The organism is Klebsiella sp. K5-45, assembly GCF_030128605.1.
GTDB classification, from domain to species: Bacteria; Pseudomonadota; Gammaproteobacteria; order Enterobacterales; family Enterobacteriaceae; genus Klebsiella; species Klebsiella quasipneumoniae.
On sequence record NZ_JAKUZW010000004.1, the window covers coordinates 84,111 to 104,020 of the forward strand.

The window sequence follows — 19,910 nt, forward strand, 5'->3', positions numbered from 1 at the left end:
GCAGAGCGAATCCCTAAGAGACCATGAAACCGTCTATGCCTGAACAATATCGATACTCATTGCCGGTGAAAGCCGGTGACCAGCGCCAGCTTGGCGAGTTGACCGGCGCAGCCTGCGCCACCCTGGTGGCGGAGATGGCCGAACGCCACAAGGGCCCGGTGGTGCTGGTGGCGCCTGACATGCAAAACGCGCTGCGTCTGAACGACGAGATCAGGCAGTTCACCGACAGCATGGTGATGGGGCTGGCGGACTGGGAGACGCTCCCTTATGACAGCTTCTCACCGCATCAGGACATCATCTCCTCCCGTCTTGCCACCCTTTACCAGTTACCCACCATGCAGCGCGGGGTGCTGATCGTCCCGGTCAGCACGCTGATGCAGCGCGTCTGTCCGCACAGCTTCCTTCACGGCCACGCGCTGGTGATGAAAAAGGGTCAGCGCCTGTCGCGCGATGCGCTGCGCGATCAGCTCGAGGGGGCCGGCTACCGCCATGTCGATCAGGTGATGGAGCATGGCGAATATGCTACCCGCGGCGCGCTGCTCGATCTGTTCCCGATGGGCAGCGACCAGCCCTACCGCCTCGATTTCTTTGACGATGAAATCGACAGCCTGCGCCTGTTCGACGTCGACAGCCAGCGCACGCTGGAGGAAGTGGCGGCCATTAACCTGCTCCCGGCGCACGAATTCCCCACCGACCAGACCGCCATCGAGCTGTTCCGCAGCCAGTGGCGCGACCGCTTTGAAGTGAAACGCGATGCCGAGCATATCTATCAGCAGGTCAGTAAAGGGACGCTGCCTGCCGGTATCGAATACTGGCAGCCGCTGTTCTTCAGCGAGCCGCTGCCGCCGTTATTCAGCTATTTCCCGTCCAGCACGCTGATCGTCAACACCGGCGATCTCGAGGCCAGCGCGGAGCGTTTCCAGAATGAAGCCCGCGCCCGTTTTGAAAACCGCGGCGTCGATCCGATGCGCCCGCTCCTGCCGCCGGAACTGCTGTGGCTGCGCAGCGATGAGCTGTTTAGCGAACTGAAAAAGTGGCCGCGCGTACAGCTGAAAACCGAGCGCCTGGCGGACAAAGCGGCAAATACCAATCTGGGCTACCAGACGCTGCCGGACATCGCCGTCCAGGCGCAAAACAAAGCGCCGCTGGATAATCTGCGCCGCTTCCTCGAAGCGTTTACCGGCCCGGTTATCTTCTCGGTGGAAAGCGAGGGTCGCCGTGAAGCGCTGAGCGAAATGCTGGCGCGGATTAAAGTTGCGCCAAAACACGTGCTGCGTCTGGAGGAAGCCACCGGCAACGGCCGCTATCTGATGATTGGCGCCGCCGAACACGGGTTTATCGACAGCCAGCGCGGCCTGGCGCTGATTTGCGAGAGCGACCTGCTCGGCGAGCGCGTCGCGCGCCGTCGTCAGGATTCCCGTCGCACCATTAACCCTGACACACTCATTCGCAACCTTGCCGAACTGCATATCGGCCAGCCGGTCGTTCACCTGGAACACGGCGTGGGCCGCTACGCAGGCATGACCACCCTGGAGGCGGGCGGCATCACCGGCGAATACCTGATGCTGACGTACGCCAACGATGCCAAATTATACGTTCCGGTCTCCTCCCTGCATCTTATTAGCCGCTACGCCGGCGGAGCGGAAGAGAACGCGCCCCTGCACAAGCTGGGCGGCGATGCCTGGACCCGGGCGCGGCAAAAAGCGGCCGAGAAGGTACGCGACGTCGCGGCCGAATTGCTGGATATCTACGCCCAGCGCGCAGCGAAAGCCGGGTTTGCCTTTAAACACGACCGCGAACAGTATCAGCTGTTCTGCGACGGTTTCCCATTTGAAACCACGCCGGATCAGGCGCAGGCGATCAACGCCGTCCTCAGCGATATGTGCCAGCCGCTGGCCATGGACCGCCTGGTGTGTGGCGATGTGGGCTTCGGCAAAACTGAAGTGGCCATGCGCGCCGCCTTCCTCGCCGTGGAGAACCACAAACAGGTGGCGGTACTGGTGCCGACCACCCTGCTGGCTCAGCAGCACTATGACAACTTCCGCGATCGTTTCGCCAACTGGCCGGTACGCATCGAAATGCTCTCCCGTTTCCGCAGCGCTAAGGAGCAGGCGCAGATCCTCGAGCAGGCCGCGGAAGGCAAAATCGATATCTTGATCGGCACCCACAAGCTGCTGCAGAGCGAGGTGAAGCTCCGCGATCTGGGGCTGCTGATCGTCGACGAAGAGCACCGGTTTGGCGTGCGGCATAAAGAGCGTATCAAAGCGATGCGCGCCGATGTCGATATCCTGACCCTCACCGCCACGCCGATCCCGCGAACGCTGAACATGGCGATGAGCGGGATGCGGGATCTGTCGATCATCGCCACGCCGCCGGCGCGCCGCCTGGCGGTAAAGACCTTCGTTCGCGAATACGATGCGCTGGTGGTGCGCGAGGCGATCCTGCGTGAAACGCTGCGCGGCGGCCAGGTTTACTACCTGTTTAATGACGTCGAGAACATCCAGAAAGCCGCCGACAAACTGGCGGAGCTGGTGCCTGAGGCGCGGATCGCCATCGGCCACGGTCAGATGCGGGAGCGTGAGCTGGAGCGGGTGATGAATGACTTCCATCACCAGCGCTTCAATGTGCTGGTGTGCACCACCATCATCGAAACCGGGATCGACATTCCCACCGCCAACACCATCATCATCGAACGCGCCGACCATTTTGGCCTCGCCCAGCTGCACCAGCTGCGCGGCCGCGTTGGCCGCTCCCATCACCAGGCCTATGCCTGGCTGCTGACGCCGCATCCAAAGGCGATGACCACCGATGCGCAAAAGCGCCTCGAAGCCATTGCCTCGCTGGAAGATCTCGGCGCCGGCTTTGCGCTAGCCACCCACGATCTGGAGATCCGCGGCGCCGGGGAACTGCTGGGCGAAGATCAGAGCGGTCAGATGGAGACCATCGGCTTCTCCCTGTATATGGAGTTGCTGGAGAATGCGGTGGATGCGCTGAAAGCCGGGCGCGAGCCGTCGCTGGAGGATCTCACCAGCCAGCAGACGGAAGTCGAACTGCGCATGCCTTCCCTGCTGCCTGACGATTTCATCCCCGACGTCAATACCCGCCTGTCGTTCTATAAGCGCATTGCCAGCGCCAAAAACGAACAGGATCTGGAGGAGATCAAAGTCGAGCTGATCGATCGTTTTGGCCGCCTGCCCGACGCCGCCCGCAACCTGCTGGATATCGCCCGTCTGCGTCAGCAGGCGCAGAAGCTGGGGATCCGTAAACTGGAAAGTAACGAAAAAGGCGGCGTGATCGAATTTAACGAGAAAAACAACGTCAATCCGGTGTGGTTAATTGGCCTGCTGCAGAAGCAGCCGCAGCACTTCCGCCTGGACGGGCCGACGCGCCTGAAGTTCATGCAGGATCTCGAGGAGCGTAAGACGCGGATGGACTGGGTTCGCCAGTTCATCCGCCAGCTGGAAGAGAACGCCGTCGCCTGATCGCGGGGGGATATGGCCTTTACGCCGTATCCCCCTTTCCACATATCTGGCAATCTTTACAAACATTTTGCAATCCGCCTGGATTTCCCCACACAGACTCACGCCATAATCTCATCTCCTTTTTCATATAAAAATAACCACTTATATATTTTGGAGTTATGGTAATGAGAATCCGTTTCCCCTTGATGCTGGCGCTGGTCGCGCTGGTTGCTGCGCTGGCGCTGCCCGCGCGCGCTAACACCTGGCCCCTTCCCCCGCCGGGCAGCCGACTGGTGGGGCAGAATCAGTTTCATGTGGTGCAGGATAACGGCGGTTCGCTGGAGGCGATTGCCAAAAAGTACAATGTCGGCTTCCTGGCCCTGCTGCAGGCCAATCCCGGGGTGGACCCCTACGTTCCGCGCGCCGGCAGCGTGCTGACCATCCCCCTGCAGACGCTGCTGCCCGATACGCCGCGCGAAGGGCTGGTGATTAACCTTGCCGAACTGCGCCTCTACTATTACCCGCCGGGCAAGAATGAAGTGACCGTCTACCCGATAGGCATCGGCCAGCTGGGCGGAACCACCATCACACCGACAATGGTTACCACCGTGTCCGACAAGCGGGCCAATCCGACCTGGACGCCAACCGCCAACATTCGCGCGCGCTACAAAGCGATGGGGATTGAGCTGCCGGCGGTGGTGCCTGCCGGTCCTGACAACCCGATGGGACATCACGCCATCCGCCTCGCCGCCTATGGCGGAGTCTATCTCCTGCACGGCACCAATGCCGATTTCGGCATTGGTATGCGCGTCAGCTCCGGCTGTATTCGTCTGCGCGACAACGATATCAAGGCGCTGTACAACGCCATCTCGCCGGGCACGAAGGTGAATATTATCAACACGCCGATCAAGGCGTCGGTAGAGCCGGACGGTCGCCGTCTGGTTGAGGTCCATCAGCCGCTGTCTGAGCATATCGATGACGACCCGCAGACCCTGCCTATTACGCTTAACGCGGCCATTAAGGCGTTCAAACAGGCGCCGCAGACCGACGGAACAGTGATGGAGCGCGCGATGAATTACCGCTCGGGCATGCCCATTGACGTCACCCGTCATGCGGACCCCGGCCCGCAGTCGCTGTAACCTCACACCGCAGAAAACAAAAAACCCGCCTGAAGGCGGGTTTTTTGTTGGCAAGGGTCAAACAGGGGTACAACAGGGTTTTACTCATCGCTGACCGGTGAAGGGGGCCGGGCAGCGACGCATCGGGTTTACTTGTAGATAACCGCGGTACCGTGAAGGGTATTCGGACCGGTTACCGAAGTAATACGGTATGAGGTGGCGCCCATCTCATCCGCTTTCTGCGCCAGCTGGTCTTCCAGCGAACCCAGGTTAGTCCCTGCGGAAGCTGAGATAGTACCCACTTTATGCTGGCCGGCTGGGGTGGACTGCACCTCAACAGCGGCAAAGCTGGCGAAAGAGAGGGAGCTAAGAACGGCGGCAATAGCCAGAGTATTAACGGTTTTCATGATTATTATACCTATGCAGATGAATTTTATAGTAGGGTCGTAAGCATTAACTTAACGATCGATAGGTAAATATTAATGTGATCTAAGTCACACGTCAACGCATTTTTATAACGATCGTTTAACTATTTATAAAATGCTTAATTTTCATACGCATATGAATTATTTATTTTTGAACCAACAGCGCTGGCCCCGGCGATCGTTTATTTTTATAATGACGATTCACCAAACCAACATAGGTACAACGGCATCATGACAACTGACGTTCAAAGTTGCGCCAAAAAAAGCCGTGGCCGACCGAAGGTGTTCGACAGGGATGCGGCGCTGGACAAAGCCATGACACTCTTCTGGCAGCACGGCTATGAGGCGACCTCGCTCGCCGATCTGGTCGAGGCGACAGGAGCAAAAGCCCCCACCCTGTATGCGGAATTTGTGAATAAAGAAGGACTGTTCCGCGCAGTATTGGACCGTTACATTTCGCGCTTTGCCGCGAAGCACGAAGCCGTGCTGTTTGCTGAGGGAAAATCCGTCGATCGGGCGTTGCGCGACTACTTCACCGCGGTCGCCACCTGTTTTACCAGCAAAGAGACACCGGCCGGCTGCTTTATCATTAATACCTCCGCCGCGCTGGCCGCCTCCTCGACGGATATCGCCAATACCATCAAATCCCGCCATGCGATGCAGGAGCAGGCGCTAACCCAGTTTCTGCAGCAGCGGCAAGCACAGGGCGAACTGCCCGCGGGCCGCGACGTGGGGCAGCTGGCGCAGTTTCTCAACTGTGTCCTGCAGGGGATGTCCATCAGCGCACGGGAAGGCGCCGATTTTGACAAACTGATGCAAATCACTGACACCACCCTCCGTCTCTGGCCGCTGGTCCTCGAGTCCTGATGCGCCCCGCTTCCGGCGGTGTTCAACCGCCGGAACCGCCAGCCGTTTCGCTTTATCCCCACAAAATAGATTGATTTTTATTACCTTTTCTCGCGCAAGATAAACGCAAATGATATTGATTGCGATATTCATTATGTGCAAAATCCTTTTTTGAGTTTTTCCAGATGTTTCGCATTGTAACGAATACCGGCCCGACGCCGGCCCATAACAACGACAAAGCAACTTGCTCATAAAAGGAATGGATATGAAAAAGCGCCTCTGGGTGCTCCACCCTCTGCTGCTGGCCAGCGCGCTGCCTGCGCTGGCGGCTCAGTCTGAAGAAGACAGCATCATCGTTAGCGCGAACCGCACCCATCGCACCGTAGCCGAAATGGCCCAAACCACCTGGGTCATTGAGGGCCAGGAAATTGAGCAGCAGGTCCAGGGCGGAAAAGAGTTCAAAGACGTGCTGGCGCAGCTGATCCCGGGCATCGACGTCAGCAGCCAGGGGCGCACCAACTATGGGATGAACATGCGCGGGCGCGCCATCGTCGTGCTGATTGACGGCGTCCGGCTCAACTCTTCCCGCACCGACAGCCGCCAGCTCGACGCCATCGACCCGTTCAACATCGAGCATGTCGAAGTGATCTCCGGGGCAACCTCGCTGTACGGCGGCGGCAGTACCGGCGGACTTATCAACATCGTCACCAAAAAAGGGCAGCAGGATCGCCAGGTCGATCTTGAGGTGGGCAGCAAGAGCGGGTTTGCAAACAGCAACGATCATGATGAGCGTGTCGCGGCGGCGGTCAGCGGCGGGACAGACCACGCGTCCGGGCGTTTATCGGTAGCCTATCAGCGTTTCGGCGGTTGGTACGACGGCAATAACGATGCGCTGATCCTCGATAACACCCAAACGGGGCTCCAGCACTCTGATCGTCTGGACGTCATGGGGACGGGAACGATCGAGATCGACGACAACCGCCAGCTGCAGCTGGTCACCCAGTACTATAAAAGCCAGGGCGATGATGACTATGGCCTGTGGCTCGGGAAAAATATGTCCGCGGTCACCAGCGGCGGCAAAGCGTACACCACCGATGGGCTCAATTCCGATCGTATCCCCGGCACCGAGCGCCATCTGATCAGCCTCCAGTACTCCGATGCCGATTTCTTCGGCCAGAATCTGGTGAGCCAGGTGTACTATCGCGATGAGTCCCTCACCTTCTATCCATTCCCGACGCTCAGCAAAGGTCAGGTCAGCAGCTTCTCCTCGTCGCAGCAGGATACCGATCAGTACGGGGCAAAGCTGACCCTCAACAGCCAGCCGCTGGCGGGATGGGATCTCACCTGGGGTCTCGACGCCGATCATGAGACCTTCAATGCCAACCAGATGTTCTTCGATCTGCAACAATCGCTGGCGTCCGGCGGGCTGCACAACGAATCGATCTACACCACCGGCCGCTATCCGGGATACAGTATCTCCAACGTCGCGCCGTTCCTGCAGTCGAGCTATGATCTGAACGATATCTTTACCCTCAGCGGCGGAGTTCGCTACCAGTGGACCGAAAACCGGGTTGACGACTTTGTCGGCTACGCCCAGCAACAGGATATCGCCAACGGCAAAGCGCGCTCCGCCGACGCCATCAAAGGCGGCAAAACCGATTATGACAACTTCCTGTTTAACGCCGGGATCGTGGCCCATCTGACCGAGCGTCAGCAGACCTGGTTTAACTTCTCGCAGGGCGTTGAGCTGCCGGATCCGGGTAAATACTATGGCATCGGGAAATACGGCGCGGCGGTCAATGGTCATCTGCCGCTGCTCTCCAGCGTCAACGTCGATGACTCGCCGCTGCAGGGGATCAAAGTTAACTCGTATGAGCTGGGCTGGCGCTATACCGGCGATAACCTGCGCACCCAGCTGGCGGCGTATTACTCGACTTCGGATAAGACCATCGTCGTCAACCGTACCGATATGACCATCGATGTTCAGTCCGACAAACGGCGTATTTACGGCGTTGAGGGTGCGGTCGATTACTTTATTCCGGACAGCGACTGGAGCGTCGGCGGCAACTTCAACGTGCTGAAATCACAGGTGCAGACCGATGGCCGCTGGCAGAAGTGGGACGTCACCCTCGCCTCGCCGTCCAAAGCCACCGCCTGGGTGGGCTGGGCGCCGGATCCGTGGAGCCTGCGCGTGCAGAGCCAGCAGGTGTTTGACCTCAGCGACGCCGCCGGCAACAAGCTGGAAGGCTATAACACCGTCGATTTTATCGGCAGTTACGCGCTGCCGGTGGGGAAACTGACCTTCAGTATCGAAAACCTGCTTAACGAAGACTATATCACCATCTGGGGCCAGCGCGCGCCGCTGCTCTACAGCCCAACCTACGGCAGCTCGTCGCTGTATGAATACAAGGGCCGCGGCCGCACCTTCGGTCTGAATTACGCGTTAACCTTCTGATAAAAAAAGCCCCTCAGCCTGAGCGATTGAGGGGCTAATCAATACACAAATCTGTTTTTAGATTTTGTTGTTCAGGACCAGCTGGCCGTTGTTGTCCAGCGGGATCTGGCTGCCAGGATCGTGATCCATCCGGATTTTCCCCTGCTGATCGCCTATCTTATAGGTCACATCGTAACCCAGCATTTTGTCGGATTTGTCATACACCGTTTTGCAGCGCTGCTGCGTGGTGGTGTAGGTGTCGTTGTCCTGCATCGCGCCCTGGATCTGGTTACCGGCATAGCCGCCGCCCAGCGCGCCCACCACCGTCGCCACGCTGCGTCCGTGACCGCCGCCGAACTGGTGGCCAATCACCCCGCCCGCCACCGCGCCCAGCACGGAACCGGCGATGCGGTTTTCATCCTGTACCGGACGACGATGGGTCACGGTGACATTGCGGCATTCCTGGCGCGGGGTTTTCACGGTTTCTTTAATCGGTGTACTGGAGACCACTTGCGCATACTGCGGGCCGCGATCTAACACGTTGAGACCAGCGACAGCTGCAACGCCCAGCGCGGCAGCCACGCCTATCCCTATACCCGCCAACATAGATTTATTCACGGGAGATCCTCCTTTGTTGCTGTTGATACAATTTTGCAACCGGACCCGGGAAGGCGCAAATCAGATAGCGGATGAAAAGTGCGAGAATTCGCTGCAAATCAAAGGGATTCAGAGGATTCCGAGCGGGATCGCCGCCGGTTCAGCAGAAGAGCCCGGAGGCGCAGCCAGGGCGCGCTCCGGGTCGCAACAGCGATTAATGCAGCTTGAGGCGCGGGCGAATGATGCGGTTGATGCGCCCAACCAGCATCATCAGGCCGGTTTTGAAATAGCCGTGCAGGGCGATCTGGTGCATACGGTACAGGGAGATGTACACAAAGCGCGCAATGCGCCCTTCCACCATCATCGAGCCGCGCATCAGATTGCCCATCAGGCTGCCGACGGTGGAGTAGTTGGATAGCGACACCAGTGAGCCATGGTCTTTATAGGTATACGCCTTCAGCGGTTTACCTTTCATCTGCGCGAGGATGTTATTCAGCGCGCAGGTAGCCATCTGGTGCGCCGCCTGGGCACGCGGTGGCACAAAGCCGCCCTCCGGACGGGCGCAGGAGGCGCAGTCGCCAATGGCGAAAATATCCGCGTCGCGGGTGGTCTGCAACGTCGGCTCAACCACCAGCTGATTGATACGGTTGGTTTCCAGGCCGCCGATCTCTTTCATGAAATCTGGCGCTTTGATCCCGGCCGCCCAGACCATTAGATCCGCTTCAATATATTCGCCATCTTTGGTGTGCAGGCCGCCCGCATCGGCGCTGGTGACCATGGTCTGCGTCAGCACCCGTACACCCAGCTTGGTCAGCTCATTATGCGCCGCCCCGGAAATGCGCGGCGGCAGCGCCGGCAGAATGCGTTCGCCCGCTTCGACCAGCGTGACGTTCAGCGCTTCGTTGGTCAGCCCTTTGTAGCCGTAGCTGTGCAGCTGTTTCACGGCATTATGCAACTCAGCGGAGAGTTCCACGCCGGTGGCGCCGCCGCCGACGATGGCAATGTTTACTTTACCGTTAGCGCCGAGGTTCGCGGAGTATTTAAGGAACAGGTTGAGCATTTCCTGATGGAAACGACGCGCCTGGTGCGGGTTGTCGAGGAAAATGCAATTCTCTTTAACGCCAGGGGTGTTGAAGTCATTCGAGGTACTGCCCAGCGCCATCACCAGCGTGTCGTACGGCAGTTTACGCTCAGCCACCAGCAGCTCGCCTTTTTCATTGCGCAGCTCGCCGAGGGTGATGGTCTTCCCTTCGCGATTGATATCGACCACCGACCCCAGCTGGAACTGGAAGCCGTGGTTGCGGGCATGGGCCAGATAGCTCAGCGCATCGACACCTTCATCCAGAGAACCGGTGGCCACTTCGTGCAGCAGCGGCTTCCACAGATGGCTGTGGTTACGGTCCACCAGGGTGATTTTCGCTTTCTTATGGCGCCCTAACTTTTTCCCCAGCTGAGTTGCCAGTTCCAGTCCGCCTGCGCCGCCACCCACAATTACGATTTTTTTCAATGGCGTAGTCATGTGTACCCCTAAAATTATTAACCAATTGTTAAATAAAAGTTATTAAAATAGCCTTTATTTAACAACAAGTTACGTCAATGAAACCATTCAGCACTGTCGAGAATACCATGAACGGTGCATTGGTCATACCAAAATTGATGTGCATCAAGTTTTGTCGCGTATTTTTTCAGCGAAACCAATAAGTGTAGACATGAAAAAACCCGCGCGGCGAACCCGGCGCGGGTTTGGAGACAGGGGAAAGGCTTAACCGAGGGTTTTAAACGCTTTCAGCCGCTGCAGGTGCGGCGAAATGTTTTTAAACTTATGGGTCTGCTCTTCATCCCAGATAATTTCATAATAGTGGTGCAGAAGGTCGGCGGAACGCTGGCTGTCCAACGCTTCGTCCTGTCGGGAAAGCACCACCAGACAGCGATCGCGGTTCTTTTCGCGGAAGTTGGTCACGCATTTGGTGGCGATGTCAGCATACTCTTCCGGTCGGTCGATTTTGCCTTCCATATTCTCATGCGGAAACAGGTTCGGATTGAACACCGCCTGACGGATATCGCACAGGAAACCAATCCGCTCCGCCCAGTAACCGCCGAGTCCAACGCCGCAGATCAGCGGCCGGTCATCGGCGGTAAGCTGCAGCATTTTATCAACCTCTTTCAGCAGATGCTGCATGTCGTGCTTAGGATGGCGCGTGCTGTAGCTTATCAACCGCACGTCAGGGTCAATAAACTGCAACTGCATCACCTTCTCGTGGTTACCGGGGCTGTTCGAGTCAAAACCGTGTAAATAGATAATCATCGCATCCTCACCAGACAACAACGCCCCGCAGAGCGTTACGCGGACTTCGCCTCTTGCCAGCGCGCATGAAGCTGCTCCAGCTGGGCACTCACCGTTTTCCAACGGGCTGAATCCCTTAACTCCTGACGGGAAAAGGAACCTTTATGATACAATTTCGTAACACGCTCTGCTTTGATCGGCGACAGGTTATCCAGCACACTGACCGCGCCCTTACGATTATTGCAGACGAGTATCATATCGCAACCGGCGTCGAGCGATGCCTGGCCGCGTTCGGCATAGCTGCCCATGATCGCCGCCCCTTCCATCGACAGATCGTCGGAGAAAATCACCCCATCGAAGCCCAGCTCGCCGCGCAGCACCGTTTTCAGCCAATAGGCCGAACCGCTCGCCGGACGCGGGTCGAGCTCCGGGTAAATCACATGCGCCGGCATAATGGCATCCAGACGCTGCTCGGCGATAAGGCTTTTGAATACCGCCATATCGTGGTCGCGGATAACCGATGCCGGACGCGGATCGAAGGGGGTTTCTTTGTGCGAATCGGCAGTCACCGCCCCGTGTCCCGGGAAGTGTTTGCCGGTGGTTTTCATGCCCGCGGCGTGCATGCCGTCAATGACGTGACGCGCCATCGTCAGCGCTTTCTGCGGATCTTCATGATAAGAACGTTCGCCGATTGCGGCGCTGATGTGACCGACGTCCAGCACCGGCGCAAAGCTGATATCGATGTCCATGGCGATCATTTCGCTGGCCATCAGCCAGCCAGCCTCGGCGGCCAGTTTGCCCCCCTCTTCCATCCCCAGCAGCGCAGCGAAAGACTGGGCCGCCGGTAAACGGGTAAAGCCTTCGCGGAAACGCTGAACGCGTCCCCCTTCCTGATCGACCGCCACCACCAGATGGTTACGGGAGGCTTCGCGGATCTGGCGCACCAGCTCCCGCAGCTGCGCCGGATCGTGATAATTTCGGGTGAAGAGGATCAACCCTCCCACCAATGGATGCGCCAGAATCTCTCGCTCTTCCGCATCCAGTTCATACCCTTCAACATCCAACATCACTGGGCCCACACTGACCTCTCTTATCCTTTGCGTTCGTTGTCTAACTGACACCATGTTTCATCTGCCAGCATGATAAATTGCCGATCCCCGCTCTGCCGCCAGCGCATTTCATACCAGCCCACCATGAGCAGCAGTACCCACGGACGCCAGCGCGCCACCTGCCGCCATAGCTGCTGCGCGTCGATAGCCGCCCGTCGGGCATATGCCGCCACCAGCTGGCGGCGCTCGTCCGGGGCGATCCACACGGCGGCCAGCTCCAGCGCGATATCGCCATCGCCGGCATATTCCCAGTCGATCAGCTTCAGACCGGCGTCACTGTGGATAATATTGCCGGCATGGACATCCATATGCAGCGGCGCCAGCCGCAGAGGACGAGGCTCTCCCCGGCGGCACAGCCGCTGATGCCAACGTAGCCAGCGCGGCGTGCGCCGGGCCGGATCGCTCCTCTGCCAGTACTGCGCCAGCAGCGGCCCGAGACTAACACGCCAGCCGAACCGCGGTTGCTGATGCAAATCATACAATAAGCCAGACAGCTGCGGGCAGTCAGGTAACTCGCTTTTCACCTCACCCGCGCAATACTCCACCACCATCCAGCAGGGCGAGTAAAACAGAGGATTGGGCGCCAGCCTGGCAGGCAGCCGGCGCAGCGCACGATACTGACGGCGAAAATAACAGGCAGCGGCAGACGGGTCGTGCGGCTGACGCAGCACTCGTCGCTGGTCGCCATCGCTGATAATCACACTGCCGCCGCTGAGGCCGGTCTGGCTCAGCGAGGCGACAGGATGATAGTGGGGAAAGAAGCGCGACAAGAGCTCGTCGCGCGTTAGCTTATTGTTGCTGAACCGCACCTTTACCTGACCAGATAATCTCGCCGGTTTGCACCAGCATCAACTGCATCTTTAGCTCGGGCGCGTTGACATTGCCAGTGGCATTGGAATAAAGCACATACTGCGCGCCCACGTTGCGGGCGATGCCCATGGCTTTGCTGCGGCTGCCGAGGCTGTCCTGCGGCGACAGGCCCAGCTGCTGCTTGGCGACCGCCAGCTGCTGCGGTGAAACAAGGGTAAATTTGCCGTTGCCCGCCAGCGCGTTACGTAACGCGGTGGTGGCTTCTCCGGCATTCAGCGAACCGTTGGTGCGGTTGTTCACGCTGTCAACCAGCAGAATACTGCCGGCATTGACCCCGCCCGCCTGCAGCATCTGTCCCACCATCGGCTGCACCGCGCCGTTCCAGTCATAATGACGCACGCGCGGCGCCGGCTGACCCGACTGCTGATCCTGATGCTCAATCGGTCCTGGCTGCGACGGGACGGAGGGCACCGCCGGTACCGTCGGCACCGTGGGCTGTGGCTGCGCAGGCTGCTGCGGCTGCGGTTTGGCCTCTTCTACCGGCGCGGGCTGCTCACGCAGCCCCGCACAGCCTGCGAGGAATATCGCCAGTGCTGTGATTAACGCATAGCGACACATTTTCATCATTATAATTACCCCTTACAGATAAAGATAAAGGCGGGCCTTATGCGCCCCCAGGATATTGGCGCTGCCATACAACGTCACCGAGGAGCGAGCCGGGACCACGATGGTGCGCGGTGCCTCCAGCGGGTGCATCTCCAGCCCTCGGGCGTCATACCAGAAAAAACGATAATGCACGGTGACCGGCTGTTGGCGCTCGTTATACAGCGTAGAGGAGGCGGTAGCCTGTATCTCCGTCGCCACGACGACAGGCTCGCTGGCGCTGATCCCGGCGGCCAGCACGCTCGACTCCATCACCAGCGCCTGCTGGTCAGAAACCGGGATCTCCGGGTGTGAACTACATCCGGCCAGCAGCCCCGCCGCCAGACACGCGCCCAAAAGGGTCCTTAGCATGGCGTTAGCCTTTGTGCGCCAGCATCGGACCCAGCGGACGACCGCCCAGCAGATGCATATGGATATGGTAAACTTCCTGGCCGCCGTGGCGGTTGCAGTTGACGATCAACCGGTAGCCATCGTCGGCGAGGCCTTCATCGCGGGCAATCTTCGCCGCGACGGTCATCATCCGGCCCAGGGCCAGCTCATGTTCGGTGGTGACGTCATTTACGGTAGGAATCAGAACGTTCGGGACAATCAGAATGTGGGTGGGCGCCTGCGGGGAGATGTCGCGAAAAGCGGTCACAAGCTCATCCTGATAAACAATATCCGACGGGATCTCCCGGCGAATGATTTTGCTGAAAATCGTTTCTTCTGCCATGACTGATTCCTTATTAGTTTTATCCCGTACGCTGGCCTGCTTCTGCAGATAAACGCAGACGCACAGGTTCCGGTAAGAGTATGAGCGACATCCTCCCTCTCTTTCAACCTGAAAGCTCTTTTTCTTATTCAACTATAGACTTAGCTGCTGAGGGAATAAGCATTTGGCGGACAGTTAGCAGGGTTATCGCCTCTGGAAGGCCTATCTTGTCACGTAAAAAAGGCAGCCAGTTGGCTGCCTTAGTCTCCCCGATACTACGTCTTAACTGTTACGGATGTACTCATCCATTTCAGTTTTCAGGTTATCGGACTTGGTACCGAAGATGGCCTGTACGCCAGAACCTGCCACTACCACGCCAGCGGCGCCCAGTTTTTTCAGGCCAGCCTGGTCAACTTTCGCTACATCCGCCACGCTAACACGCAGACGAGTAATACATGCGTCGAGGTTGGTGATGTTCTCTTTACCGCCGAAAGCGGCGATCAGAGCCGGAGCCATCTCGCTGGTTGCGCCAGCTTTGCTCTCTTCGGTGGTATCTTCACGACCCGGTGTTTTCAGATCCAGGGCTTTAATCAGCACGCGGAAAATGACGTAGTACACGATCGCATAGCAGATACCGACGATCGGGAACAGCCACAGCTTGCTGCTGTTACCGGACAGCACGATAAAGTCGATCAGGCCGTGAGAGAATGAAGTACCGTCACGCATACCCAGCAGGATACAGATCGGGAACGCCAGACCCGCCAGGATGGCATGGATAACGTACAGGATCGGCGCCACGAACATGAACGAGAACTCGATCGGCTCGGTGATACCGGTCAGGAACGAGGTCAGCGCGGCGGAGATCATGATACCGCCCACTTTGGCGCGGTTTTCCGGTTTAGCAGAGTGCCAAATCGCGATAGCCGCTGCCGGCAGACCGTACATTTTGAACAGGAAGCCGCCAGACAGTTTGCCCGCGGTCGGGTCGCCTGCCATGTAGCGCGGGATATCGCCGTGGAATACCTGACCAGCCGCGTTGGTGTATTCGCCGATCTGCATCTGGAAAGGAACGTTCCAGATGTGGTGCAGACCAAACGGCACCAGGCAACGCTCGATGAAACCGTAGATACCAAACGCCACCACCGGGTTCTGATAAGCAGCCCACTGGGAGAAGGTCTGGATCGCGGAACCGATCGGCGGCCAAATGAAGGAGAGGATCACGCCGGTGAAGATAGCGGCCAGACCAGAGATAATCGGTACAAAGCGCTTGCCCGCAAAGAAGCCGAGATATTCTGGCAGCTTAATGCGATAGAAGCGGTTAAACATGTACGCGGCGATAGCACCGGAGATAATACCGCCAAGCACGCCGGTATCAGCCAGGTGTTTTGCCGCAATCTCGTCAGCAGGTAAATGCAGCACCAACGGCGCAACCACCGCCATGGTTTTCACCATGATGCCGTAAGCTACCACTGCAGCCAGTGCGGATACACCGTCGTTATTGGTGAAGCCGAGGGCCACACCGATAGCGAAGATCAGCGGCATGTTGGCGAAAACTGAACCGCCTGCTTCTGCCATAACGTGGGAGACCACGCCTGGCAGCCAGCTGAAGTTTGCGGAACCGACGCCCAGCAGGATACCTGCGATAGGCAGTACGGATACCGGCAGCATCAGCGATTTACCGACCTTCTGCAGGTTAGCAAATGCATTCTTAAACATAATTGAGAGTGCTCCTGAGTATTTGGTACTTTTTTACGTTTTCACGCATTGGCCCGGGGGGAGAACCGCGCCGTGGACAGGACATCTAAGCGCCCTTTATTTATTACACAGAGTAAAATAATTAACGGGATGATTGTTTGACGGCTATCACGTTTCAATCAGCCTTCCGGTAAAAATTTACATCAGCTTACATAAGTTGTATCCAGATGTTGCCAAAAAACCTTCACCGCCACTTTTGTGGCGGTGAACTTTACTCGCTTTGGCTATTAATTACGAGCCTTAAAATAATAAGCAGATCAAGCAGGTTGCAAGCGGGCGGGGTCAATGTGGAACAGCGTGGCAAAATTGTCGGTGGTCTGCTGAGCCAGTTGCTCCAGCGACACACCCTTCAGTACCGCCATGTATTCAGCAACGTCACGCACCAGCGCCGGCTGGTTCTCTTTGCCGCGATGGGGTACCGGCGCCAGGTATGGCGAATCGGTCTCCACCAGCAGACGATCCAGCGGAACATAGCGCGCCGCATCGCGCAGCTGCTCGGCGTTACGGAAAGTGACGATACCGGAAAACGAGATATAGAACCCCATGTCGAGCAGCTTACCCGCCGTCTCCCTGTCCTCAGTGAAACAGTGTAGTACGCCTCCGCAATCCGTCACCTTTTCTTCGCGTAAAATGGCCAGGGTATCGGCGCGAGCGTCACGGGTATGCACGATCACGGGCTTGTTCAGCTCCCGGCCGATGCGGATATGGTCACGGAACGAAGTTTGCTGCTGGACTTTGGTTTCCGGGGTATAAAAATAGTCCAGTCCGGTCTCTCCCATCGCGACGACGCCCTCTTCCGCCGCCAGCGTGCGCAGCGTCTCCACCTCGTAGGGCTCATCCTGGTTTAACGGGTGCACGCCGCAGGAGAAGACGACGTTGTCACGCCTTCCTACCAGCTCGCGCATACTGCGGTAGCCAGGCAGCGTCGTGGCGACCGCCAGGCAAAATTTCACATCGCGTGCGGCCGCTTTTGCCAGTACGTCATCGACGTTTTTGTGCAGGGTTTGATAATCCAGACCATCAAGATGGCAGTGGGAGTCGACTAAAAACATAATGTCTCACTCAGAGGTGGGAGACGGGTAAAACCGTCCCGGGTTGCAGGTAATGTTCCCAGCGCAGCAGGCGCTCGGTGAGCAGCAGTTCGCGGTTGACGCCGACGACGTTCAGCAATTGCTCGCGGCAGGTACAGACGTCATGGGCAATCGCCTGCAGCCGGGCGGCGGGCAGACTGTGCGCCAGCTGCTCCAGCAGCGGCCAGACATCCGGGTTACTCACCAGGGCAATTCCCTGCTGTCGTTTTTGCGCATCGACCAGCAGCGATGCCAGCCAGTGCAGGCGAACCGCCGCCTGTTCATGATTGAGTATCGGCAGCAGCGCCAGCCAGTCACCGCTCGCCAGTGTGGTCGCCAGCGCCTGACACAGCTGCTGTCGCGCCGTCCACTGCGGCTCTTTAAGCAGTTCGAGCGCGGCGGCCGGCGCGCTGGCGCACAGACGTAACGCGGCCAGCAGCGCCTCCTGCGGCAGGTTCACCTCACGCTCCAGCCAGGCCAGGGCATAAGATTCCGTCGGCGGCGACAGGTGGTGCAGGCGGCAGCGACTGCGCAGGGTGGTCAGCAGACGCGCCGGCTCCTCGCAGGCGAGGAAGAACCAGGTATTTTCCGGCGGCTCCTCCAGCGTTTTCAGCAACGCGTTGGCGGCAGCATCGGTCAGCAAGGCGGCATCGCTAATCCATACCACCTTCGCCCCACCGAGGCGCGCGCGCTCATAGAGCTTGTCGTTGACATCGCGCACCGCGTCAATACCCAGCGCGCTCTTGCCTTTCTCAGGGCTCAGCGGATAGTAATCGGGGTGCGTACCGGCCTGCATCAGCTGGCAGCTGTGGCAGTGACCGCAGCTTTTATGCCCTTCAGGCTGGCGGCACATCAGGAAGCGGCACAGCGCATAAATCAACGCCTCGCCGCCCATCCCGCTCAGAGACTGTAACAGTAAGGCGTGGTGGCCACGTCCGGCCTGATAGCTACCGACCAGTTGCTCGAACGAGGGGCGCAGCCACGGATACCATTTCATGCCGGTTGCTCCGCCATCCACTGGGCGATCGTGGCGCGAATATCGCGTGCGACGGCATCCAGCGGCTGCGTCGCGTCCACCGTGCGGATAGAAGGATCTGCCGCAGCCAGCTCAAGGTAGCGCGCGCGGGTACGATTGAAGAAGTTCATCGACTCCTGCTCAATGCGATCCAGTTCGCCGCGGGCGCGGGCGCGCTGCAGCCCCACTTCCGGCGTAACGTCGAGGTACAGCGTCAAATCGGGACGAAAATCGCCGAGAACGGCGTCGCGCAGCGTCGCCAGCATCGTGCGGTCAATGCCCCTGCCGCCGCCCTGATAGGCCTGGGTGGAGAGATCGTGACGATCGCCGATCACCCACTGGCCGCGAGCCAGAGCAGGCTTAATTACCGTCTCCACCAGCTGGACGCGCGCCGCGTAAAACATCAGCACTTCCGCTTTATCGTTAATCACTTCATCGCCCGTGGACTGGATATCCAGCACCAGGCTACGCAGTTTTTCAGCAAGGATTGTGCCCCCCGGCTCACGGGTAAACACCATATCGTGAATACCTGCCGACTGCAGCGTCTCCACCACCAGTTGACGTGCGGTGGTCTTCCCGGCGCCCTCCAGCCCCTCGATGACGATATAGTTACTGCGCATTTTTTTCCTTAAGTACTTTCAGATAGTCCTGCACCGCGCGGTTATGGCTGACCAGGTTTGTGGTAAACGTATGGCCCCCTTTCCCGTCGGCGACAAAATAGAGGTATGGTGTTTTCGCCGGATGGGCGGCCGCCTTCAGCGACGCTTCGCCCGGCACCGCGATAGGGCCTGGCGGCAGGCCGCTGATGGTATAGGTATTGTACGCGGTCGGCGTCTCCAGATCCTTACGCGTTAACTTTCCATTATACCCTTCGCCCATCCCGTAGATCACCGTTGGGTCGGTCTGTAAGCGCATGCCGATGCGCAGGCGGTTGATAAATACCGACGCGACGCGATCGCGCTCTTCCGCCACCGCGGTCTCTTTCTCAATAATCGAGGCCATGGTCAACAGCTGATTCTGATCGGCATAGGGCAGATTATCCATCCGTCCTTCCCAAATCTTCGCCACTTCAGTGACCATTTTCTGATGCGCGCGCTTGAGGATGGCGATGTCGCTAGTATTGGCGGTGTACATCCAGGTGTCCGGCCAGAACCAGCCTTCCACCCAGTCGGCATGGTCAAGACCTAACGCCTTAGCCACCGTCGCGTAGCTATCGTCTTCAAGCGTGTGCTTCACGTAGGGAGCATCGCGCAGCTGACGAAGGTAGTCGCTGACGCGCATGCCTTCGACAAAGCGCAGCGGAAACTGCGCCTCTTTGCCGCTGGCCAGCAGCTGCAGCATCTCGCGCACCGTCATTTGCGGCGTGAGGCGATAGGTCCCGGCCTTGAAGTGAGACAGCTCAGGCTCCATCCGCAGCAGCCACTGGAACACGCGCGGGCGATTGATCACCTTCTCGCGATAGAGATCCTGCCCCAGCGCCAGCCGGCCGGTGCCGGCTTCGAGGGTAAAGATGGTCTCTTCTTTAATCAGCAGCTTGCTGTCCGCCAGCTGGCGTACCTTCCACATTCCTGCCGCCGCGGCGATGCCCAACAGCACCACCAGCAACAGGATAAAACGTAACATTTTCTTCAT

20 protein-coding genes are annotated in these 19,910 nt (G+C 58.5%); 5 read left to right on the forward strand and 15 right to left on the reverse strand.

All coding sequences use genetic code 11. From position 1 onward, the window contains the following. The first annotated feature begins 35 nt into the window (after positions 1 to 35). A complete protein-coding gene (gene mfd / locus MKS11_RS09660) occupies positions 36 to 3,482 on the forward strand; it encodes a transcription-repair coupling factor (protein WP_065802211.1) in 3,447 nt (1,148 codons plus the stop codon). Positions 3,483 to 3,646: 164 nt separating this feature from the next. After that, entirely contained in the window at positions 3,647 to 4,600 is a 954-nt protein-coding gene (locus MKS11_RS09665) for a L,D-transpeptidase family protein (RefSeq protein ID WP_284109514.1), read from the forward strand. A 128-nt stretch (positions 4,601 to 4,728) separates the two neighbouring features. On the opposite strand, the gene bhsA is transcribed toward MKS11_RS09665, so the two are convergent. Beyond that, entirely contained in the window at positions 4,729 to 4,986 is a 258-nt protein-coding gene (gene bhsA / locus MKS11_RS09670) for a multiple stress resistance protein BhsA (protein WP_002900788.1), read from the reverse strand. Between the two features lie 133 nt (positions 4,987 to 5,119). On the opposite strand from bhsA, the gene MKS11_RS09675 reads away from it, so the two are divergent. Together MKS11_RS09675 and MKS11_RS09680 are read left to right on the forward strand one after the other, a co-directional pair. Then, positions 5,120 to 5,239 carry a hypothetical protein gene (locus tag MKS11_RS09675; RefSeq protein WP_048294479.1) on the forward strand — a complete coding sequence of 40 codons (120 nt, stop codon included), beginning with the start codon at positions 5,120 to 5,122 and terminating at the stop codon, positions 5,237 to 5,239. Then, positions 5,236 to 5,871, forward strand: a complete 636-nt coding sequence (locus tag MKS11_RS09680) for a TetR/AcrR family transcriptional regulator (protein ID WP_004204579.1) — start codon at positions 5,236 to 5,238, stop codon at positions 5,869 to 5,871. Before MKS11_RS09675 ends, MKS11_RS09680 begins: the two co-directional genes overlap by 4 nt. Before the next feature lie 52 nt (positions 5,872 to 5,923). Here MKS11_RS09680 and MKS11_RS09685 read toward each other — a convergent pair whose 3' ends face one another. Then, positions 5,924 to 6,046, reverse strand: a complete 123-nt coding sequence (locus MKS11_RS09685) for a hypothetical protein (protein ID WP_004140642.1) — start codon at positions 6,044 to 6,046, stop codon at positions 5,924 to 5,926. A gap of 69 nt (positions 6,047 to 6,115) precedes the next feature. On the opposite strand from MKS11_RS09685, the gene MKS11_RS09690 reads away from it, so the two are divergent. Next, complete coding sequence (locus tag MKS11_RS09690; protein ID WP_043519501.1) at positions 6,116 to 8,305, forward strand: TonB-dependent siderophore receptor; 2,190 nt, start codon at positions 6,116 to 6,118, stop codon at positions 8,303 to 8,305. Between the two features lie 57 nt (positions 8,306 to 8,362). Here the strand turns inward: MKS11_RS09690 and MKS11_RS09695 are convergent, their stop codons facing one another. The 13 genes from MKS11_RS09695 to yceG all read right to left on the reverse strand — a co-directional run bounded on the left by MKS11_RS09695 (position 8,363) and on the right by yceG (position 19,910). Next, on the reverse strand, positions 8,363 to 8,902 hold the full coding sequence (locus tag MKS11_RS09695) for a glycine zipper 2TM domain-containing protein (protein WP_002900781.1): 540 nt from the start codon (positions 8,900 to 8,902) through the stop codon (positions 8,363 to 8,365). Between the two features lie 193 nt (positions 8,903 to 9,095). Next, positions 9,096 to 10,400, reverse strand: a complete 1,305-nt coding sequence (locus tag MKS11_RS09700) for an NAD(P)/FAD-dependent oxidoreductase (RefSeq protein ID WP_008805997.1) — start codon at positions 10,398 to 10,400, stop codon at positions 9,096 to 9,098. A gap of 243 nt (positions 10,401 to 10,643) precedes the next feature. Continuing rightward, on the reverse strand, positions 10,644 to 11,186 hold the full coding sequence (gene ycfP / locus MKS11_RS09705; RefSeq protein ID WP_002900775.1) for an alpha/beta hydrolase YcfP: 543 nt from the start codon (positions 11,184 to 11,186) through the stop codon (positions 10,644 to 10,646). A 35-nt stretch (positions 11,187 to 11,221) separates the two neighbouring features. Then, positions 11,222 to 12,232: a beta-N-acetylhexosaminidase gene (gene nagZ / locus MKS11_RS09710; RefSeq protein WP_072140424.1), complete on the reverse strand. Its 1,011-nt coding sequence runs from the start codon at positions 12,230 to 12,232 to the stop codon at positions 11,222 to 11,224. Positions 12,233 to 12,255: 23 nt separating this feature from the next. After that, on the reverse strand, positions 12,256 to 13,083 hold the full coding sequence (gene thiK, locus MKS11_RS09715; RefSeq protein WP_064178151.1) for a thiamine kinase: 828 nt from the start codon (positions 13,081 to 13,083) through the stop codon (positions 12,256 to 12,258). Then, entirely contained in the window at positions 13,064 to 13,702 is a 639-nt protein-coding gene (gene lpoB, locus MKS11_RS09720) for a penicillin-binding protein activator LpoB (protein ID WP_072096711.1), read from the reverse strand. The genes thiK and lpoB overlap by 20 nt, the downstream gene beginning before the upstream one ends. Before the next feature lie 21 nt (positions 13,703 to 13,723). Continuing rightward, positions 13,724 to 14,098: a YcfL family protein gene (locus MKS11_RS09725; RefSeq protein ID WP_004204572.1), complete on the reverse strand. Its 375-nt coding sequence runs from the start codon at positions 14,096 to 14,098 to the stop codon at positions 13,724 to 13,726. A gap of 4 nt (positions 14,099 to 14,102) precedes the next feature. Further along, positions 14,103 to 14,459, reverse strand: a complete 357-nt coding sequence (gene hinT / locus MKS11_RS09730; protein WP_004204571.1) for a purine nucleoside phosphoramidase — start codon at positions 14,457 to 14,459, stop codon at positions 14,103 to 14,105. Between the two features lie 261 nt (positions 14,460 to 14,720). Continuing rightward, positions 14,721 to 16,154, reverse strand: a complete 1,434-nt coding sequence (gene ptsG / locus MKS11_RS09735) for a PTS glucose transporter subunit IIBC (RefSeq protein WP_087771208.1) — start codon at positions 16,152 to 16,154, stop codon at positions 14,721 to 14,723. A 296-nt stretch (positions 16,155 to 16,450) separates the two neighbouring features. Beyond that, complete coding sequence (locus MKS11_RS09740) at positions 16,451 to 17,245, reverse strand: metal-dependent hydrolase (RefSeq protein ID WP_004204569.1); 795 nt, start codon at positions 17,243 to 17,245, stop codon at positions 16,451 to 16,453. Positions 17,246 to 17,255: 10 nt separating this feature from the next. Continuing rightward, a complete protein-coding gene (holB, locus tag MKS11_RS09745) occupies positions 17,256 to 18,260 on the reverse strand; it encodes a DNA polymerase III subunit delta' (protein ID WP_060656436.1) in 1,005 nt (334 codons plus the stop codon). Then, complete coding sequence (tmk, locus tag MKS11_RS09750; RefSeq protein ID WP_004204566.1) at positions 18,257 to 18,898, reverse strand: dTMP kinase; 642 nt, start codon at positions 18,896 to 18,898, stop codon at positions 18,257 to 18,259. Before tmk ends, holB begins: the two co-directional genes overlap by 4 nt. Next, the gene (gene yceG / locus MKS11_RS09755) at positions 18,888 to 19,910 is read right to left on the reverse strand and encodes a cell division protein YceG (protein ID WP_004204565.1); all 1,023 of its coding nucleotides are present in this window, start codon (positions 19,908 to 19,910) and stop codon (positions 18,888 to 18,890) included. The genes tmk and yceG overlap by 11 nt, the downstream gene beginning before the upstream one ends.

Bases quoted from the DNA above. Each gene is read 5' to 3' on its own strand.
- ptsG (WP_087771208.1), bottom strand. From the start codon at position 16,154: ATGTTTAAGAATGCATTTGCTAACCTGCAGAAGGTCGGTAAATCGCTG.
- MKS11_RS09725 (WP_004204572.1), bottom strand. From the start codon at position 14,098: ATGCTAAGGACCCTTTTGGGCGCGTGTCTGGCGGCGGGGCTGCTGGCC.
- lpoB (WP_072096711.1), bottom strand. From the start codon at position 13,702: ATGTGTCGCTATGCGTTAATCACAGCACTGGCGATATTCCTCGCAGGC.
- hinT (WP_004204571.1), bottom strand. From the start codon at position 14,459: ATGGCAGAAGAAACGATTTTCAGCAAAATCATTCGCCGGGAGATCCCG.
- nagZ (WP_072140424.1), bottom strand. From the start codon at position 12,232: ATGTTGGATGTTGAAGGGTATGAACTGGATGCGGAAGAGCGAGAGATT.
- tmk (WP_004204566.1), bottom strand. From the start codon at position 18,898: ATGCGCAGTAACTATATCGTCATCGAGGGGCTGGAGGGCGCCGGGAAG.
- yceG (WP_004204565.1), bottom strand. From the start codon at position 19,910: ATGAAGAAAATGTTACGTTTTATCCTGTTGCTGGTGGTGCTGTTGGGC.
- ycfP (WP_002900775.1), bottom strand. From the start codon at position 11,186: ATGATTATCTATTTACACGGTTTTGACTCGAACAGCCCCGGTAACCAC.
- MKS11_RS09665 (WP_284109514.1), top strand. From the start codon at position 3,647: ATGAGAATCCGTTTCCCCTTGATGCTGGCGCTGGTCGCGCTGGTTGCT.
- MKS11_RS09685 (WP_004140642.1), bottom strand. From the start codon at position 6,046: ATGCGAAACATCTGGAAAAACTCAAAAAAGGATTTTGCACATAATGAA.
- MKS11_RS09700 (WP_008805997.1), bottom strand. From the start codon at position 10,400: ATGACTACGCCATTGAAAAAAATCGTAATTGTGGGTGGCGGCGCAGGC.
- MKS11_RS09740 (WP_004204569.1), bottom strand. From the start codon at position 17,245: ATGTTTTTAGTCGACTCCCACTGCCATCTTGATGGTCTGGATTATCAA.
- mfd (WP_065802211.1), top strand. From the start codon at position 36: ATGCCTGAACAATATCGATACTCATTGCCGGTGAAAGCCGGTGACCAG.
- MKS11_RS09675 (WP_048294479.1), top strand. From the start codon at position 5,120: ATGCTTAATTTTCATACGCATATGAATTATTTATTTTTGAACCAACAG.
- MKS11_RS09690 (WP_043519501.1), top strand. From the start codon at position 6,116: ATGAAAAAGCGCCTCTGGGTGCTCCACCCTCTGCTGCTGGCCAGCGCG.
- bhsA (WP_002900788.1), bottom strand. From the start codon at position 4,986: ATGAAAACCGTTAATACTCTGGCTATTGCCGCCGTTCTTAGCTCCCTC.
- holB (WP_060656436.1), bottom strand. From the start codon at position 18,260: ATGAAATGGTATCCGTGGCTGCGCCCCTCGTTCGAGCAACTGGTCGGT.
- MKS11_RS09680 (WP_004204579.1), top strand. From the start codon at position 5,236: ATGACAACTGACGTTCAAAGTTGCGCCAAAAAAAGCCGTGGCCGACCG.